The organism is Cognatishimia sp. WU-CL00825, from assembly GCF_040364665.1.
GTDB lineage: Bacteria > Pseudomonadota > Alphaproteobacteria > Rhodobacterales > Rhodobacteraceae > Cognatishimia.
Window position 1 is genome coordinate 253,798 of sequence record NZ_BAABWX010000002.1, and the last position, 16,812, is coordinate 270,609.

The window sequence follows — 16,812 nt, forward strand, 5'->3', positions numbered from 1 at the left end:
ACCCCATGGGCTTTCTTGACATCAAAAACGCGACAAAATCCTATGGGGCCGTAGAGGTTCTGCATAAGGTCGACATCAATGTCGAAGAAGGTGAATTTCTGGTTCTGGTTGGCCCTTCGGGCTGCGGGAAATCCACCCTACTGAATATGATTGCCGGTTTGGAAGAAATCACCTCTGGTGAAATCGCCATCAAGGGCAATGCCATGAACGGGGTCCACCCGTCAAAACGCAATATCGCCATGGTGTTTCAATCCTATGCGCTTTATCCGAACATGTCGGTTGGGCAAAACATCACCTTTGGTTTGGAAATGCACGGCACGCCCAAACCAGAGCGCGAAAAAGCCATGCAGGATGTCGCAAAGCTGTTGCAGATAGAGCAACTGCTGGACCGTAAGCCGGGTAACCTGTCAGGCGGTCAACGTCAGCGGGTCGCTATGGGGCGCGCCCTTGTGCGTGATCCCGATGTGTTCTTGTTTGACGAACCTTTGTCAAATCTGGACGCCAAGCTGCGCGTGGACATGCGCACCGAGATCAAAAAGCTGCACCAAAAGCTGGGCACAACCATTGTCTATGTGACCCATGATCAGATCGAAGCGATGACGCTGTCGACCCGGATCGCGGTGATGAACGGCGGATATGTGCAGCAACTTGGCACGCCAAAAGAGATCTATGACACGCCCAACAACTTGTTTGTGGCAACCTTTATGGGCTCGCCGTCGATGAATTTGGTGCCGGTGAAGATCATCGCCCATGGGGACGGCATTGCCGCCGAAACCGCTAATGCGCTGGGCGAGACCATCGTGTTGCCTTTCATGGAGCCTTCAGCGCAATTGCAAAGCTATGTTGGCAAGACGGTCACCTTGGGCATTCGCCCCGAGGCTTTGACCGACCCGGGCGGCGCAGATCGCGATGCTGCCAATATCGTTGAACTGGAAAGCCAAGTTGTGGTGACTGAACCCGCTGGATCAGACACATTTGTCATGACTATTCTGGGCGGCGAAGAATGCAATGCCCGCATGCGCGCAGATGTGCATGTTGGCCCCGGAGACAACACCCAATTTGCCATCAATATGGACAAGGCCGTTGTCTTTGATCCGCAAACCGAAATGCGTATCAGCTGATGAGCCAGGCTGCGGATATCGTGATTGTCGGCTCGGGCATGGGCGGGGCCACTATGGCTGCTGCTCTGGCCCCGTCTGGCCGGCAGATTGTCATACTGGAACGGGGGCATGCGCTGCATGATTCCCCAGCCGCTCGCGATGACAACGCAATCTTTCGCGATGGGGTGTTTCGGCCACAAGAGACTTGGCTAGACGGGCAGGGCACCGCGTTTAATCCGGGAAACTACTATAATGTTGGCGGAAACTCAAAATTCTATGGCGCGGTCTTGTTGCGGTATCGTGCCGAAGATTTTGAAGCGATGCAGCATCTGGAAGGCGTGTCGCCAGCTTGGCCGATATCTTATGCGGAAATGGAACCCTGGTATCAGGCCGCAGAGGATATGTTTGGCGTTGCGGGCGACCATTTGCAGGACCCAACGGAACCTTGGCATTCGGGCGGCTATCCAAACCGTCCCATTGCAGATGAACCGTCGATTGCGGCGATGCGCAACGGGCTAAGGCGGGCGGGCGTGACCCCAGCAGCCCTGCCACTGGCCATCGACATCGACGCTTGGTTGGCCCGCGCAAAAACCCCCTGGGATGCTTTCCCAGATACAACGGGTGCCAAAAAAGACGCGCAAACCGTGCCGTTGGAACAGGCGCTGGCGTTTGACAATGTGACGCTCGAAACCGACTGCGAGGTCGCCCAGTTGCACCCCGCCGCAAATGGGGAAATTACCTCAATTTCCTACCGTCAAAACGGTGCATCAAAGACAATAACGCCCAAAACCGTGGTGCTTGCGGCAGGGGCGGTGAATTCGGCGGCCTTGCTGTTGCGGTCTGCCACTGACGCCTATCCCACCGGCCTGGCAAACCGATCAGATATGGTCGGGCGCAATTTTATGAACCACAATTGCACCGCCGTAGTGGCGATGCACCCTTTGCGCAAAAACACCTCGGTCTATCAAAAGACCCTGCAATTTAACGACTTTTACCTGTCAGGCGGGCCAAACGATATGCCCCTTGGCAACGTGCAATTGCTTGGCAAGATCTCTGGCAACATATTGGCGGCGCAAAGCCATCTGCCAAAATGGGCGGCCAAGCTTGTCGCGCAGCGCACCGTTGATTGGTATGTCATGAGCGAGGACTTGCCCAATCCGGAAAGCCGCGTGACCGTCAAAAATGGCCAAATTTGTTTGGATTGGAAACGCTCTAACTGGCGCGCGCATTTGGCGCTGGTCAAACGAGCCAAGCAGGTTTTCCGCAAGGCGGGCTATCCCTTGGTGTTGTCGCGCGCGTTTGACCGGCAAACACCGTCACACCAATGTGGCACCGCGCGTTTTGGGCAAGACCCAAACAACACGGTGCTTGATCTGCATTGCCAAGCCCATGACCATCCCAATCTTTACGTGGTGGACGCCAGCTTTTTGCCAACCTCAGCAGCGGTAAACCCTGCTTTGACAATTGCGGCCCAAGCTTTGCGGGTTGGCGGCTATTTGCGCGAAAAACTTGGTGCCGCATGACCGGTGTTGCGTTGATCACAGGCGGGCAGAAAGGCATCGGTCTGGGCGTTGCACAGGCTCTGGTCTCTGCGGGCTGGCATGTTGCATTGGCGGCCTCGTCTGATGCAAACAGTGACGGCGCACAAACCGCGTTGGAAACCCTTGGCCCACAAGCGCGGTATTATCAGCATGATATGCGTCACATTGATGGCATTTCAGCCTTGCTGGATCAAATTGAAACGGCGCAAGGCCCGGTGCGGTCCTTGATCAGCAACGCAGGTGTTTCTGTGCGAAAGCGCGGTGACTTGCTGGATGTGGCACCAGCTGACTATGACCATACGGTTGATATCAATTTGCGCGGTGGGTTTTTTCTGGCGCAGGCCGTCGCCCGTCGCATGTTGGCGCAGCCAAGTCAAAGCTATCGCAGCTTGGTCTTTGTCACCTCGGTCAGCGCGCAGATGGTTTCAATCGAGCGGGCGGAATATTGTATTTCCAAAGCCGGGGCCAGCATGATGGCACAGTTATTTGCTGCGCGTTTGGCTGCCGAGGATATCGGCGTGTTCGAAGTGCGACCGGGCTTGACGGAAACCGCGATGACAGCAGGGTCCAAAGACGCCTTTAGCAAACGGATTGACGCGGGTTTGGTGCCCGCCGCGCGCTGGGGCCAGCCAAGCGATATTGCCAACTGTGTGCTGCCTTTGGTGTCAGGACAAATGAAATTTGCCAACGGGGCAGTGATCCCGGCGGATGGCGGCCTGTCCATCAACAGGCTTTAAGGGATAAGAGAATGTCCAAAGAATTTGATTTTATCATCGTGGGTGGCGGATCGGCAGGCTGTGTATTGGCCGCGCGTCTCAGTGAAAACCCGGCAGTGCGCGTGTTGTTGCTCGAAGCAGGGGGCCGCGATTGGCATCCGTTTTACAAAATGCCTGCGGGCTTTGCGAAAATGACCAAGGGCATCGGATCATGGGGCTATCATACGGTGCCCCAGAAACACATGCAGAACATGGTTATTCGCTTCACTCAGGCCAAAGTTCTGGGGGGTGGATCAACAGTTAACGCGCAAATCTACACCCGTGGCAATCGCTTGGATTATGACGAATGGCGTCAGCTGGGCTGCGAGGGCTGGAGCTATGAGGATGTGTTGCCGTATTTTCGCAAATCCGAAGACAATGACACCTATGACAATATCTATCACGGCCAAGGCGGACCACTTGGGGTCAGCCAACCCAGCGCGCCATTGCCGATTTGTAACGCCTATTTCAAAGCCGCAGGCGAGCTGGGCATCCCGCATAATCAAGATGTGAATGGCGAGGCGCAGGACGGCGTCGGCTTTTATCAACTCACCCAGCGCAACGCGCGCAGATCGTCGGCTTCGGTGGCCTTTTTGAAACCCGCGATGGAGCGGCCAAATCTGACGGTGCGCACGGGGGTGCAGGTCAATCGCATCGTGATCGAAGGCGGGCGTGCGGTCGGTGTTGAAATCGCTGGGCGGCAAGAGGCAGAATTTATTGCGGCCACACGCGAAGTCTTGTGCAGTTCCGGGGCGATCGGCTCGCCCAAGCTTTTGATGTTGTCGGGCATTGGGCCTGCGGATCATTTGCGCGATCACGGGGTAGATCTGGTGCTGGACCAGCCCGAAGTTGGGTCCAATTTTCAGGATCACCTTGATCTGTTTTCGATTGTCGAATGCACCGGGGATCATTCCTATGACAAGTTTACCAAACCCCATTGGTCCGCGGTGGCTGGGTTGCAATATTTGCTCAACCGCTCGGGGCCTGTGGCGTCAAGCCTGTTTGAAACCGGCGGTTTTTGGTATGTCGAGGAAGGCGCGCGCTCGCCGGATGTGCAATTTCACCTTGGATTGGGATCTGGCATCGAGGCTGGTGTCAACAAGATGACAAACCCCGGCGTGACGCTGAATTCTGCCTATTTGCGCCCAAGATCGCGCGGCACCATAAGGCTTGCCAGCAATGATCCGACTGATGCGCCGTTGATTGACCCCAACTATTGGGCAGATCCGCATGACAAAGAGATGTCCATTCGCGGCTTGAAACTTGCACAGGACATCCTGCGGCAAGATGCGCTGAAACCCTTGGTGCAACGCGAGGTTCTGCCGGGGCCTGATGTGCAAACCGATGAGGATTATTTCAACTTTGCCTGTGCCCATGCCAAAACAGATCACCACCCCGCTGGCACCTGCCGCATGGGGGCAGATGACGCCTCGGTGCTAGATCCACAACTGCGCCTGCGCGGCATCGATGGGCTGCGGGTGGTAGACGCCTCGATCATGCCTCGGCTGATCTCTTCAAACACCAATGCGCCGACAATGATGATCGCAGAAAAGGCGGCAGACATGATCAAATCAGCCCATGGCCTATAGGAAATGAAACAAAAACATGTGCAGAAATTTGAAGGTGTCACACCAATGGTAGATTGCATCCAGCATGACTGCACGGCTGGGTTGATGCAGTGGGGGCCGCAGGGTCTGGACCGCAGGCATTTCTTGCTTCGGCGGCGGGGTATTTGGTAAGAGCGCACATGATCAAACGCCCAACAATCATCGACGTTGCCAAATTGGCCGGAGTGTCAAAATCTACGGTTTCACTGGTTTTGCAAAACAGCCCGTCTGTAAAGCGCGAAACCCGCGAAAAAGTGCAGAAAGCGATGCGCGAAACGGGCTATGTTTACAATCGTGGTGCCGCCAACTTACGCGGGGCAAACGCCGGATTGATTGGGCTTGTGATAAATAACCTGCGCAATCCTTATTACACAGAATTGGGCGTTAGCGCGCAGATGGCTTTATCTCAGCGTGGCTATGCCGCGGTTGTCGGCAATTCCAACGAAGACCCGCAAATCCAGGCCAACGTGATCGAGTCGATGCTCGAGCACGGGGTGGATGCGCTATTGATTGCGCCCAGTTATGGCGGTGACGGTTCCGATTTCGAGGCGGTGCTCAAGGCGGGCCTTCCGGCGATGCAAGTCTTGCGACAGTCTGAAACCCATGGTGACAGTATTCCGTTTTGTTCAATGGACTATCGCGGCGGCAGTCTAGAGGCGGCACAGTATTTGGCAGCCAACAACGCTCGAGAGCTTGCTTTTGTCGGCGGAATTAAAGATGCCAGCATCACCATAGAACGGTGCAGCGGTTTGGTGACGGTGGCGGCGCAACAGGGGCTGCCCCTGCACAACTTCTATGGGGATACCAGCCGCCGGTTTGGCTATGAAACTGCACTAAAATTAGCGCGGGAATATCCAAATGTGAATGCCGCAGTGGCGTTTAATGATCTGGTGGCCATAGGCATGATTGCTGGCTTTGCCGAAGCAGGGGTCACGCTTGGCAGCGATTTTCGTCTGATCGGGTTTGATGACATCGAAGAGGCCGCACAAAGCTTTCCGCGCCTTTCGACAGTGCGCTGCGACGTCAATGCCTTTGGCAAATGGACGGCAGGTCTGTTGCTTGATTGGTTGGAAAAAGGTGTGCATCCGGGCACACCCGAGCGCAAACCCGTAGAGCTTATCTTACGGGCGACCGCCTAATTACCTCCGTCGATATCTGACCGGGTTAAGCCCATGTCATGCGCAGGAATTTTGCAACTATTCCAATGGCCAATTGCAGCCATTGCCCCACTAAAGGAACAAGCTACATGAGCCTGGTTGGACGCACAGATAAAGAGCTGATCAAAGACATTCAAAATCAGGAGGATAGCTTGGTCTTTGGCGAATTTGGGTCAGCGATTGCCCTAAAGATCGGCTTGGATCTAGCGGCGCGGGCGCAAAAAGCCCAGTTGCCAATTGCGATTGATGTCACGCTGTCGGGGCAGTGTTTGTTTCACACCGCGATGCCAGGGGCGACGCCAGACAATGCGCAATGGATATTGCGCAAAAACCGCGTTGTAGAGCGGTTTCACCACAGTTCCTTGTACATGGGCGCTTTGTGCCGTGATGCTGGCACCACTTTGGAACAGAAATACATGCTGCCGCCAAACACCTTTGCCGCATTTGGGGGGGCATTTCCCATTGTCCTCAAGAGTGTTGGTGTTGTTGGGACGATAACGGTCTCTGGTTTGCCGCAGGTGCAAGACCATGATTTGGTGGTTCAATCCATCGCGGCCTATTTGAACAGCGCCTCGGAACACTCATAGGTTTCAGCGCGTTTGAGGCGGTGGGGCTAGTTTGTTAACCCCTTTCCAGATCAAAGATCCCACCGGTCAACCAGGCCGGCCAATCCCGTTCAAAAAACGAGGTTGCCGCCTCGTCGAACAGGCGGTTTGGGCGGGTGGATATCTGCAACTTGCCATCGACCATTTGTACAATAATCTGGTGATCAAGATCTGTTTGTCGCTCGCTGCGAAACCGCAGCTCTTGCAAGGGGCCAGATTTTGCCTGCGGTAGGGCGTCGCCGGCATCATCGCAAATGGCGCGCGCGCCACGGCTGCCCCCACCCTGCGAAATGTAATGATCCAACGCTGCCAATACGGCTTCTGAAGCCAGCGAGATTTGCTGCCATTGCACTGCTCTGGTGAGATCATTTGGCTTTTGGCATCGCAGGCCGGTTGCTTGAATTTTCTGGTTTAAGTCTTGGCTCTCGCCAAGCGCCTTTTTAACGGCGTCAGCGGTACAGACGATACCGGCGTTGTCGCTCATACGCGCCTGAACCTGATGGCGCACGTCGCTGGCATGCAGCGGGCTTTCTGTATTTAGAATATTGATCAACTCTGACACAGCCGCCGACTGATCTGCATTCTTTGTTGCAGGCTGGGAAGACCGGGCCGCTTGATGGGCGGCGATATGTTCCGCCACCCGCGTTCCAAACACCTGACCAGCATTCAGCGCCGCACCACCCGGCCGCGTCACGCCATGGGTGCCTGCCGCTTCGCCAATGGCATAGGTGCCCGTCAGATTGGTGCGGCCCCAGGTGTCCACAGCAATGCCACCGTTCATATGCTGGTTGTTGACTGCAAATTCCAGCGGGGTTTGGGTGATGTCGACTTTGTAGCGACGATAAAGCTCGATCGCGAGGGGGTTCATATGATGCAACCGTGCAAGTGGCTGTGCTTGTTGGGCACCCGCAGTTGTCAAATAGGCACTGACATCTTCGTCTAGCCGCTTAATATCAAAGGGTGCATCTCCGTCCACCGGCAATGGGTTGCGGTTGAAGTCCATAAAGACCCGGCGGCCAAGCGCGGATTCGCGGTAAATTGCAATGTCGATCAAGCTGGACCCAAAGTCTAACATGCGGGTAGCGTGAAACGGCCACTGATAGCCTTTTCGAAAGATATTAGAGGCCAGCTCTTGGGTGGTTCGGTAATATTGCGCCAAAAAATGGTGCTCTGCACCGGTGTCATCGACAGAATAGATATGCGGCATGGCTTGCACATAGGTGCCAGACAAATTCCACGGAAACCCTTCGCGACGGGTTCCGATGCCAAATTGGCTCTCGGTCAGATTTACCAGTTCCAGGCCAGCTTCGAGCGCCAATCCCAAAGAGCCAAAGCAACCGTTTGGAAACACGCTGTCGCGATATAACTCGCCCGGACCACCTGCTGCCAAAACCAATGTGTTGGCGCGAAACAGGACCAAGCCCAAAGGATTGCGAGGCGATTGCGCCTTGGTGCGCGCGGCAAGCACCCCCGTTACGCGGCGGTTTGGGCCTTTGCCCTCGGTCAATATTTTTAGCGCGCTTGTTTGGTTAAACAGCGGAATGCCAAGGCGGATCATTTCCTGTGCAAGCACCTGCACCATCAAACGCGACGTGCGCGGCCCGCAACTTGTGGCGCGGCCAACCTCGTCGTGATCAGTTTTATAGCGCAACGTGCCGCCAAGCGGATCCTGCGGCAGAGGTAGCCCCAGATATTGCAAAGAGGCCATGGCCCGAGGTGAGCCAACTGCTTCGACATAGGCGGTGTCTTGGTCCATCGCGCCACCCGCGCGAATGGCGCGGGCCATGGCTTTGAAATTGTCACCCGTGTCTGCGCTATTTGCGGTGTGCAACGTTTGTTTGTCCGATCCCGAACAAGCCGACGTGCCGCCCCAGGCGCTTTGGCTTATGATGCTGACATTGCTGGACCGGCGTTTCAGCTCGACCGCGGCGCGCAGCCCGGCTGCACCGCTTCCGACAATCAAACAGTCTGATGCGTGCACCGGAATACGATGGCCCGCAACCTCGATGGGCGCGCCAAAGTCTGGTTCGGGTGCCAGACGCGGCATTTTAACATCGGTCAATGCGTCAAGGATATGCTGAGGGATTTTGGCAGACACGGGATGGTTCCATCGCTTAGGGAAAATTTTAATTGAATTGGAAGGCCACGCGGCTAGATTTCGATATCCAGCACCAGCACCCCGTCCAATCCACCCTGAGCATTTTCAACAATACGCCCGCCAAGCACTTTGTGCTGAGCATTATCAGAATAGGCCTGCAGGTGGTCCCAACTTTCAAAGTCGATGCTAAACCCATGCATATATCCGCGTTCGATTTGCTCGGGGCTTTGCGATTTCCCGCCGCCAAAGTTCGAGGCCCCCGGCAGAGCGCGCGTCAGGTCACCCAGCCCTGCATAAATCTCTGTTATGGTGCTCTCTGGGGTTTGGGATTGAAATTTGGTCAAAACGATATGTCGGATCATGGGTCAGCCTTTGCGTCTTCGCAATCAAAGTACAGTTTGCGTTCTGTTAAAGATGTTTTGCCCCAATCAACACTATTAATTGGAACGTTCCAATTTCTTCTAGAGAATTTGCCGGCAGACGTCAATATCTGACAAGACGGGCAGACCGAGGACGCGGGTCAGGTTCACATTCTAGGTTTGGTTTTCCACAACCCCAAAGTGTTTCGCGATCGGAAATAGCACCGCTTCGCCCAATGCTTTGCTGTGCTGTGTGCCCCAACCTTCGATCTTGTCCAATCGCTCAGCGTTGTCCTTGAAGGGCATTTCAATGGTCATAGAAAAACAGCCAAAACGATGGCCAATTTGGTTACAGGCAATCGAAAGATCGGCGGTGCCGGGCGCGTCAGCCGGGTACCCATTTTTAAGAGAGAAATCAGGGTTTTCTTGGCGAAAATGCCTGCGAAACGCGCCATCAGATGCGGCCATTTCTGCATCAAAATTTGGTATGCCTTCACAGCCTGCCGCAAATACAAATCGAAATTCTTCATCCCCGTGAATGTCTAGAAACATATCTGCGCCAAGCCGGTCCATCAAAGACATCACCCCAGACACCTCCGGGCTTCTGACGCGTGAGGGTGAGTCCCATGCCCGGTTCAAATCGACACCCGCCGCATTTGTGCGCAGATTGCCAGCGATACTGCCATCCGGGTTCATATTTGGCACAAGATAAAATCGCAGATTTTGCCGCAAAGCTTGTGCCAAAGGGTCCTGGTGGCAAAGCAGTTGGTCGATGAGCCCTTCCATAAACCACTCTGCCATGGGTTCACCGGGGTGTTGCCGGGCGATGATCCAGACAGCCGGTGCCTCAGGCCGCGCACTGCCAAATTTCAAAATCTCGACAGATCGGTTTTCTACGGTCGCCACACAGTCCTGAAGCTGGCAAAGATCCGACGCCAAAGCGCGACAGATCAGGTTTTGATGACGCGCATAAGAATAGGGCGGGCTGAGGGCCACATATAAGACATCTGATGGATTTGAATAGCAAAAGCCAAGACGCCCGTCGTGGTAGGTGGTGGGCACGCGGAACCAGTCTTGCTGATTGTGGGACATCACAACGGACCCATCTGGCCAGGCCTCGGGATAAGAGGCCTCTTTTGCGTTGGTAATGGAAAAACGGCAATCTTTGCCACCAGCGCCTAAGACGCGAAAGTAAAACCACTGGGCGTGCGCTGCACAGCTGTCCTGTCGAATATGCAGCGTGATATTACCGGCGTCTTCACATGAAATGACGTCGATGTTGCCCCCGTCAAACCCTGAATCAATACGCATTTGTTGCCCCCAGTGCATGTGTGTTTGACCGCCCCACGCGACACGATAAAGCCGCATAACGCGTGCCTGCATGTGCTTGCTGACGGGATCTGACCTCAGGTAACGGATTTAAAAACAGCGATACAGATCAGAGAAGTTATGTTTGCATCAGCTCTAGCGATGCAGCGCGCTATTCTGGGGTGCTTGACTGCAATGCGTTCCAGAAATGAAGCTCTACATCAGACGGGGACCCAGATTGCAGTCGCACCGCATGAATTTGGGAAGTGACCTCATAACGATCAGGCGCAACCGGCACGAGTTGCCCGCTGGACACCCAGCGTTGTGCATAATGCAACGGGATAAGCCCGACATGAGTGCCCGCCAAAGTCAAATAGGTGGTCGATTCCATATTGCCCTGGGAAATCTCTGCGTCTTCCTCGTGCAAGTGAATTTCCAAGCCTTTTTCGATTGGGTTATTGATAAAACTATGGGCCGAAATTTTACTTTCACGCAGCAACTTTACCTGTTCGGAGGTTTCATTGGTCAGGCCACAGGGGTGGGCGGGTGTGCAAAATAACGCGCTTTTTTCCGCATATAAATGCGCGCTGACCAAGTCCTCGGGCACTTCCGACAGCCAGGTTGCGCCAACAATAACAATATCAAGCCGACCGGCGCGCAGCTCTGTCAGACAATCCAGAAAATCATAAACCCCGATCTGTATGCGCAACTGCTTAAAGGCGGCGTTGGTCTCTTGGATGGCCCTTGTCACTGGATTGGCGTCGTCAGATACCAGACAATCAACCAGACCGATGCGAATAAATTGGGTGGCACGACCGCCGATTTCATTCAGGCGCGCCGCATAGGAATCCAGATGGCTCAGCATCCGGTTGGTCTCTGTCAAAACGTCCTGCCCGGCCTTTGTCAGCGAAAAACCTTGGCGGCCGCGATTGCACAGGCGCACGTTCAGTCGCTGTTCTAGATTGGCAATATGAGCACTGATGGCCGGCTGACTGATTCCAAGCTGCCCCTGGGCTTTGACAAAGCCGCCCGCCTCGGCCACGGCCTTGAAAACACGCAAAAGACGTAAGTCTATGTCAGAAAGACGCATAATCATTCCTACCCGAAGTCGGTGATATCTAACCTAAATACGTTATGCATGCAGGCCGAGTTATACATACATCATCCAAACGATATGGTTCAAATAACGTGGGCACTCTATCCAAGTTGATATGAAATAATCCTGTAAGGGCAAGCCATATCTTAGCGCTTACACATTAAACACAGGGAGTGAAAACATGGGCAATGCAAAAACATATGCGCTTGCCGCCGGCCTGATGGTCGCATCGGCGGGTGCGCTTGCGGCAGAAAATATCACCGTGAGTGCCTGGGGTGGTTTCTTTGAAGAAACATTGAAGTCCGAAATTTATCCTGGTTTCACAGCAGAAACGGGCATCACCGTCCGTTCGATCGCCCAGCCAGCTGATCAGGCATGGCTGACCCAGTTGACCAATGCAGCCCGCGCAAAGAAGGCCCCCGCCGATTTGTCGCTGGTAGCAGACGAGGTTTTTCTGCGCGGTCAGTCGATTGGTCTTTGGGCCAATTTGAACGCCGCCGACATTCCCAACACCGCCACGCTTTTGGATGGGTTCACCAAAGTTGGCGACAGTGGAACCTTGAACGCAGTTGGGGCACTGACCTGGTTCACAACCTTTGTGACCAATACCAATGCCGCCCCGGATGCGCCCGCCTCTTGGGCCGATTTATGGACACAAGATTGGGGGGGCAAGTTGGGCCTGACGTCAAATTCTAACAGTGGGTTGATCGAAGCCACCGCGCTGACGTTCTTTGACGGGTATGAAACCATGCAAACCCGCGAAGGTCTTGAAAAAATCATCGCCAAGATTGCAGAACTGAAACCGCAGGTGCAATTGTGGTACCGCGATGAGGGGCAATTTCAACAAGGCCTCGAAGCTGGTGAGCTGGCAGGCGGCCTGTATTACCACGACGTCACAATGCTGTCTGCGGGCGACGGGCTCCCAGTGGCATCAACCTTTCCCAAAGAAGGCGGCATTCTCGGAGACGCCTATTGGATTGTGCCACGTGACTCAAAAAACATCGATGCCGCCGCGCAATTCATCAACTATATGATCCGCCCGGATATTCAGGCTAAGCTGGCGCGCATTCTGGGTGTGGCCCCTGTTGCCAAACGTGAGACCATGGATTTGACGGATGCAGAATTCGCCTCGGTCAGCTCTTCTGGCACTGCAATCAGAAACCAAACCGACGTGCATTTGCGCGAAGGTGACTGGCTGTCTGACAAATACCTCGAGATGATCTCGCAATAGATCAGCCGAATTCTAACACATGATTCCAGACGGGTTGGCAGAGCAATATTCCCGGTTGCCGACCCGTCAAAATGAAAGTTGCGCTTATGACCGCCTTGACCCTCTCCAATATTGAAAAGTCGTTTGGCACATTCACTGCGCTGCGCGACGTGAACCTTGAAATCAATTCCGGCGAATTCATCTGCCTTCTGGGCGGGTCTGGCTGCGGCAAAACCACTTTGTTGCGCATCATTGCTGGACTAGAGGCCAAAAGTTCTGGTGAACTGCTGCTAGACGGGTCTGACCTCTCCTTGACCGAATGCCACAAGCGCAACGTTGGCATGGTCTTCCAAAGCCTTGCTTTGTTTCCGCATCTGAATGTTGGCGACAACATAGCCTATGGGCTGGAGGTGCGGGGGATCGCCAAGGCCAAGCGAAAAGAAAAAGCCAAGAAACTCTTAGAGGTCGTGGGTCTTACTGGTCTGTATGATCGAAAAATCTCGGCCCTCTCGGGCGGGCAGCGTCAACGCGTGGCCATTGCGCGGGCGCTGGCAATCGAACCAAAACTCTTTCTGATGGATGAACCTTTCAGCGCCCTTGATGCGGGCCTGCGCGAGCACCTGCAAATCGAGGTTAAAAAACTTCAGCGTAAACTGGGTGTGACCACGATCTTTGTGACACATGACCAAAACGAAGCCATGTCTATCGCCGACCGGATCGTCATTTTAAACGAGGGTCGCGTCGAACAAGCCGGCACGCCTACAGAGGTTTATGCGCAGCCCCAAACCCGTTTTGTCGCCAGCTTTATGGGAACAAATAATATATTCAGCCCCATATTCTCTCCCGGACAAGAGCCTGACCTCGAAGGGGCCAAGCTGGGCATCCCATCAGGTGACATGGCCAATATGCAAGGCAAACACACCATTGCCGTGCGCCCAGAATATCTGCGTTTGCGACCAGCAGACCAAGACAGTCAGGGACTGGTCGGGACCGTCGATTTTGTGCGGCTTTTGGGGGCGTCTATTGAAACCGAACTGAGCGTCGGAGACCGCTCATTTGTGCATACGATGGTGTCAGACCGGGCACCACAGTTTGCCGTTGGTGATCGTGTCGAGATTGACTTTGATCTCGACCATGCCTGGGTGATCCCGTCATGAGGGGTCGCATCGTTCCGCATATGATCGGGCTTTTTCCGCTTTTCATGATGAGCCTCTTCTTCTTGGCACCACTCGCCTTTATGGTGCTGGTCAGCTTTTACGAGCGCGATCCGCTGGGCTTTTATAATCCTGCTTTTGTTTGGGATAACTACGCCAAGTTCTTTTCCAGCTTTTACTATACCATCTCGATGCGGTCGATTTCCTCGGCGTCGCTTGGGGCTCTGTTTGTGGTGCTTCTGGCGTTTCCCGCGATGTATATCATCGTCGACATGCCGCGCCGCTGGCAACTTTTCTGGGTGATTTTGCTTTTGTCCTTGATGTGCCTAAGCGAGGTGATCATCGGTTTTGCCTGGCTGATATTGTTTTCTGAAAACTCTGGAATTCCCAAGTTTCTCGGTTGGATTGGCCTTTGGCAAGATCCCCGTTCGCTGTCGCCCAGTTTCGGGGCTATGATGGTTGGATTTGTGACGCTTGGCTTTTCGCTGGTGGCGCTGATGTTTTTGCCGCAATTGGCCCGTCGCGACCGCAGCATCGAAGAGGCCGCTTTGACCCTGGGCACGCCGCCGATTTGGGTGTTTGCCAAAGTCATCTTGCCGAACTTCAAACAGGGTATCCTCTCGGCGCTTGTGACAATGTTTGTCTATTTCCTGGGAGTCTTTGTCATGCCGACCATGTTGGGCAGGCCACAAGACTGGAACATGACAGTGATCATCACCGACAAAGCCGTAGGCGACGCAAACATGCCCCTTGGGGCCGCGCTATCGGTCATCATGTTGGTGTTCACTTTGCTGATTATTACCGGGCTGATGTTTGCCGCACGCGACAAAAGCGCAGGAGAAAAATCATGACACGTGTTTTGAAACGTCTCTTTATTTGTGCCATCGCCACCGGGTTGATCTTGCCGTTCCTGATTGTGGCGGGGGTCTCGGTTAACGCAGCAAGCAACATTTCCTTTCCACCACAAGAGCTGTCGTTGCAATGGTATACCCAGCTTTTGACAGAACCTGACTGGTTGTTGCCCATCCGCAATTCACTGGTCATCGCGGTGCTTGCCGGTTTGATCGCCGTGACAATCGCTTTGGCGGCAAACTATGTGTTGTGGCGATTGAAATCAGGCTTTGGGCGGTTGGTCTTTGGGCTTGGGCTTGGTCCCTTTATGTTGCCGCCAATTATCATTGCCATGGGGGCCAGCGTGTTCTGGGCCGAAATGGGGTGGTATGGCCGGGCCGAAGCCACAGTGATCTCTCACGGCGTATTTTTTGTGACCCTACCGCTTGTCATCATCGCCCGCGGATTTGCCGCCTTGTCTGATGATGTGATCGAGGCATCGCGTACCATGGGAGCCACGCCCTGGCAGACCTTTGCCAAGGTGATATTCCCACTTGTTCTGCCTTACGCCATCACGGGCTATGCGCTGGTCGCAATCATTTCGGTCAACGAATACCTGATCTCCTACATGGTTTCCGGCTTTGCGGTTGAAACGCTGCCCATCCGTATCTTTAACAACGTGCGCTACGGCTACACCCCGGTGGTTGCCTCTGCGGCAATGGGTTTTGCGATACTGACCATCGGAACATTGCTGGTGCTCTCTACCTTCACCGATCTTCTTAAACTCCTGGGTGCCTCTCGCGACTAAACGCACCCTCTTATTCGGATCCAATGACATGCAAACACTGTCTCGACAGAATCTAGAAGATATCCTCCATGGCGCAGCTATTCTTGGCACCGGTGGAGGCGGCGAACTTTCAGACGGTCTCGCTTTGATCGACGATGCGCTTGCCAAAGGTAAAAGCTTTAAGATGGTCAGCTTGGACGAGGCACCGCAGGACGCTCTGGTGTGCACCCCTTATATGCTTGGTGCGATCTCTCCTTTGCCGGAAGAGGAAGAACAGAAATACGCCCGCCTGCCACGCCAGACAGAACCCTCAATACTCGCCGCATATCGTCGGTTCCAAGATTATCTGGGGCGCAGGTTTTATGGCACGATCTCCTGCGAACTTGGAGGTTCAAATACGGCCACCGCATTCTATGCGGCCGCCATGTCTGACGCCTATATCATCGATGCGGACCCCGCTGGGCGCGCGGTGCCAGAAATCACTCATTCGACTTATTATATACACGGTCTACCGGCAGCGCCGATTGTTGTTGCGAATGCGTTCGGTGAATCCATCATCTGTGAAAACGTGATAGATGATGAACGCGCCGAGCATATCGTGCGGGCGCTGTCTGTGGTCAGCAGAAACGATGTTGCTGCCATCGATCATGCCCTGGAAATCCGCGAAATCCGCCACGCGGTCATTCCCGGTGCCATTTCCATGGCAATGCGTATGGGCGAAGCCTGGCGGCTTGCCAGGGTAACCGGAGAAGACGTCGCAAGTGTCGTCGCAAAAGAAGGCAATGGGCTTGTCGTTTTCCGTGGTGTCGTAGGTGAAAACAATTGGAAAACCGAAACGGGTTTCACCATCGGGGAAATCTCTATTCAAGGGCAGGGTGAACAGGCAGGCAGCACCTATGATATCTGGTTGAAAAATGAAAATATGATTGGCCGCCTCAATCAGGTCATTCATGCCACGATTCCAGATTTGATCTGCCTGATTGACACCGATACCGGCGCTCCGGTGACAAACCCAAATTACTATAAAGGGCAAAATGTGGCCGTCGTGATCCTGCCAGCTCCGGACCCGTTTACAACACCAAAAGGGCTGTCTGCATTTGGGCCGTCTTATCTTGGGCTTGACCAACCCTATAGGCCTGCGATTACGTAGGCCGACAAAGCGCAAGCGCGCGGCAAACCCAAGCAGCCCAAGGTTGCCGCGCGG

At 54.4% G+C, this 16,812-nt stretch carries 15 protein-coding genes; 11 read left to right on the forward strand and 4 right to left on the reverse strand.

From position 1 onward, the window contains the following. Positions 1–5: 5 nt before the first annotated feature. The 6 genes from ABXG94_RS12010 to ABXG94_RS12035 all read left to right on the forward strand — a co-directional run bounded on the left by ABXG94_RS12010 (position 6) and on the right by ABXG94_RS12035 (position 6,747). Complete coding sequence (locus ABXG94_RS12010) at positions 6–1,121, forward strand: ABC transporter ATP-binding protein (protein ID WP_353534465.1); 1,116 nt, start codon at positions 6–8, stop codon at positions 1,119–1,121. Further along, entirely contained in the window at positions 1,121–2,623 is a 1,503-nt protein-coding gene (locus tag ABXG94_RS12015; RefSeq protein WP_353534467.1) for a GMC oxidoreductase, read from the forward strand. The genes ABXG94_RS12010 and ABXG94_RS12015 overlap by 1 nt, the downstream gene beginning before the upstream one ends. After that, positions 2,620–3,378: a 3-ketoacyl-ACP reductase gene (locus ABXG94_RS12020; protein ID WP_353534469.1), complete on the forward strand. Its 759-nt coding sequence runs from the start codon at positions 2,620–2,622 to the stop codon at positions 3,376–3,378. Before ABXG94_RS12015 ends, ABXG94_RS12020 begins: the two co-directional genes overlap by 4 nt. Positions 3,379–3,389: 11 nt before the next feature. Then, complete coding sequence (locus ABXG94_RS12025) at positions 3,390–4,985, forward strand: GMC family oxidoreductase (RefSeq protein WP_353534471.1); 1,596 nt, start codon at positions 3,390–3,392, stop codon at positions 4,983–4,985. 158 nt (positions 4,986–5,143) lie between these two features. Further along, a complete protein-coding gene (locus ABXG94_RS12030; protein WP_353534473.1) occupies positions 5,144–6,142 on the forward strand; it encodes a LacI family DNA-binding transcriptional regulator in 999 nt (332 codons plus the stop codon). A gap of 107 nt (positions 6,143–6,249) precedes the next feature. Then, on the forward strand, positions 6,250–6,747 hold the full coding sequence (locus ABXG94_RS12035; protein ID WP_353534475.1) for a heme-degrading domain-containing protein: 498 nt from the start codon (positions 6,250–6,252) through the stop codon (positions 6,745–6,747). Between the two features lie 34 nt (positions 6,748–6,781). Here ABXG94_RS12035 and ABXG94_RS12040 read toward each other — a convergent pair whose 3' ends face one another. The 4 genes from ABXG94_RS12040 to ABXG94_RS12055 form a co-directional block, all read right to left on the reverse strand. Next, a complete protein-coding gene (locus tag ABXG94_RS12040) occupies positions 6,782–8,863 on the reverse strand; it encodes an FAD-binding protein (protein WP_353534477.1) in 2,082 nt (693 codons plus the stop codon). 53 nt (positions 8,864–8,916) lie between these two features. Then, positions 8,917–9,225, reverse strand: a complete 309-nt coding sequence (locus ABXG94_RS12045; RefSeq protein ID WP_353534478.1) for a Dabb family protein — start codon at positions 9,223–9,225, stop codon at positions 8,917–8,919. 171 nt (positions 9,226–9,396) lie between these two features. Beyond that, positions 9,397–10,533: a M14 family metallopeptidase gene (locus ABXG94_RS12050; RefSeq protein WP_353534480.1), complete on the reverse strand. Its 1,137-nt coding sequence runs from the start codon at positions 10,531–10,533 to the stop codon at positions 9,397–9,399. A gap of 169 nt (positions 10,534–10,702) precedes the next feature. After that, positions 10,703–11,620 carry a LysR family transcriptional regulator gene (locus tag ABXG94_RS12055; RefSeq protein WP_353534482.1) on the reverse strand — a complete coding sequence of 306 codons (918 nt, stop codon included), beginning with the start codon at positions 11,618–11,620 and terminating at the stop codon, positions 10,703–10,705. Between the two features lie 187 nt (positions 11,621–11,807). On the opposite strand from ABXG94_RS12055, the gene ABXG94_RS12060 reads away from it, so the two are divergent. From ABXG94_RS12060 to ABXG94_RS12080, 5 genes are all read left to right on the forward strand, one after another. Then, the gene (locus ABXG94_RS12060; RefSeq protein WP_353534484.1) at positions 11,808–12,857 is read left to right on the forward strand and encodes an ABC transporter substrate-binding protein; all 1,050 of its coding nucleotides are present in this window, start codon (positions 11,808–11,810) and stop codon (positions 12,855–12,857) included. An 86-nt stretch (positions 12,858–12,943) separates the two neighbouring features. Beyond that, positions 12,944–13,993 (forward strand): ABC transporter ATP-binding protein, encoded by a 1,050-nt coding sequence (locus tag ABXG94_RS12065; RefSeq protein WP_353534486.1) that lies wholly within the window; start codon positions 12,944–12,946, stop codon positions 13,991–13,993. After that, positions 13,990–14,841, forward strand: a complete 852-nt coding sequence (locus ABXG94_RS12070) for an ABC transporter permease (protein WP_353534488.1) — start codon at positions 13,990–13,992, stop codon at positions 14,839–14,841. The genes ABXG94_RS12065 and ABXG94_RS12070 overlap by 4 nt, the downstream gene beginning before the upstream one ends. Continuing rightward, positions 14,838–15,629 carry an ABC transporter permease gene (locus ABXG94_RS12075; protein ID WP_353534490.1) on the forward strand — a complete coding sequence of 264 codons (792 nt, stop codon included), beginning with the start codon at positions 14,838–14,840 and terminating at the stop codon, positions 15,627–15,629. Before ABXG94_RS12070 ends, ABXG94_RS12075 begins: the two co-directional genes overlap by 4 nt. 28 nt (positions 15,630–15,657) lie before the next feature. Beyond that, positions 15,658–16,758 carry an S-methyl thiohydantoin desulfurase family protein gene (locus ABXG94_RS12080; protein ID WP_353534492.1) on the forward strand — a complete coding sequence of 367 codons (1,101 nt, stop codon included), beginning with the start codon at positions 15,658–15,660 and terminating at the stop codon, positions 16,756–16,758. Positions 16,759–16,812 lie beyond the last annotated feature (54 nt).

Bases quoted from the DNA above. Each gene is read 5' to 3' on its own strand.
- ABXG94_RS12070 (WP_353534488.1), top strand. From the start codon at position 13,990: ATGAGGGGTCGCATCGTTCCGCATATGATCGGGCTTTTTCCGCTTTTC.
- ABXG94_RS12015 (WP_353534467.1), top strand. From the start codon at position 1,121: ATGAGCCAGGCTGCGGATATCGTGATTGTCGGCTCGGGCATGGGCGGG.
- ABXG94_RS12050 (WP_353534480.1), bottom strand. From the start codon at position 10,533: ATGCGTATTGATTCAGGGTTTGACGGGGGCAACATCGACGTCATTTCA.
- ABXG94_RS12055 (WP_353534482.1), bottom strand. From the start codon at position 11,620: ATGCGTCTTTCTGACATAGACTTACGTCTTTTGCGTGTTTTCAAGGCC.
- ABXG94_RS12020 (WP_353534469.1), top strand. From the start codon at position 2,620: ATGACCGGTGTTGCGTTGATCACAGGCGGGCAGAAAGGCATCGGTCTG.
- ABXG94_RS12060 (WP_353534484.1), top strand. From the start codon at position 11,808: ATGGGCAATGCAAAAACATATGCGCTTGCCGCCGGCCTGATGGTCGCA.
- ABXG94_RS12035 (WP_353534475.1), top strand. From the start codon at position 6,250: ATGAGCCTGGTTGGACGCACAGATAAAGAGCTGATCAAAGACATTCAA.
- ABXG94_RS12080 (WP_353534492.1), top strand. From the start codon at position 15,658: ATGCAAACACTGTCTCGACAGAATCTAGAAGATATCCTCCATGGCGCA.
- ABXG94_RS12075 (WP_353534490.1), top strand. From the start codon at position 14,838: ATGACACGTGTTTTGAAACGTCTCTTTATTTGTGCCATCGCCACCGGG.
- ABXG94_RS12010 (WP_353534465.1), top strand. From the start codon at position 6: ATGGGCTTTCTTGACATCAAAAACGCGACAAAATCCTATGGGGCCGTA.
- ABXG94_RS12030 (WP_353534473.1), top strand. From the start codon at position 5,144: ATGATCAAACGCCCAACAATCATCGACGTTGCCAAATTGGCCGGAGTG.
- ABXG94_RS12045 (WP_353534478.1), bottom strand. From the start codon at position 9,225: ATGATCCGACATATCGTTTTGACCAAATTTCAATCCCAAACCCCAGAG.
- ABXG94_RS12025 (WP_353534471.1), top strand. From the start codon at position 3,390: ATGTCCAAAGAATTTGATTTTATCATCGTGGGTGGCGGATCGGCAGGC.
- ABXG94_RS12065 (WP_353534486.1), top strand. From the start codon at position 12,944: ATGACCGCCTTGACCCTCTCCAATATTGAAAAGTCGTTTGGCACATTC.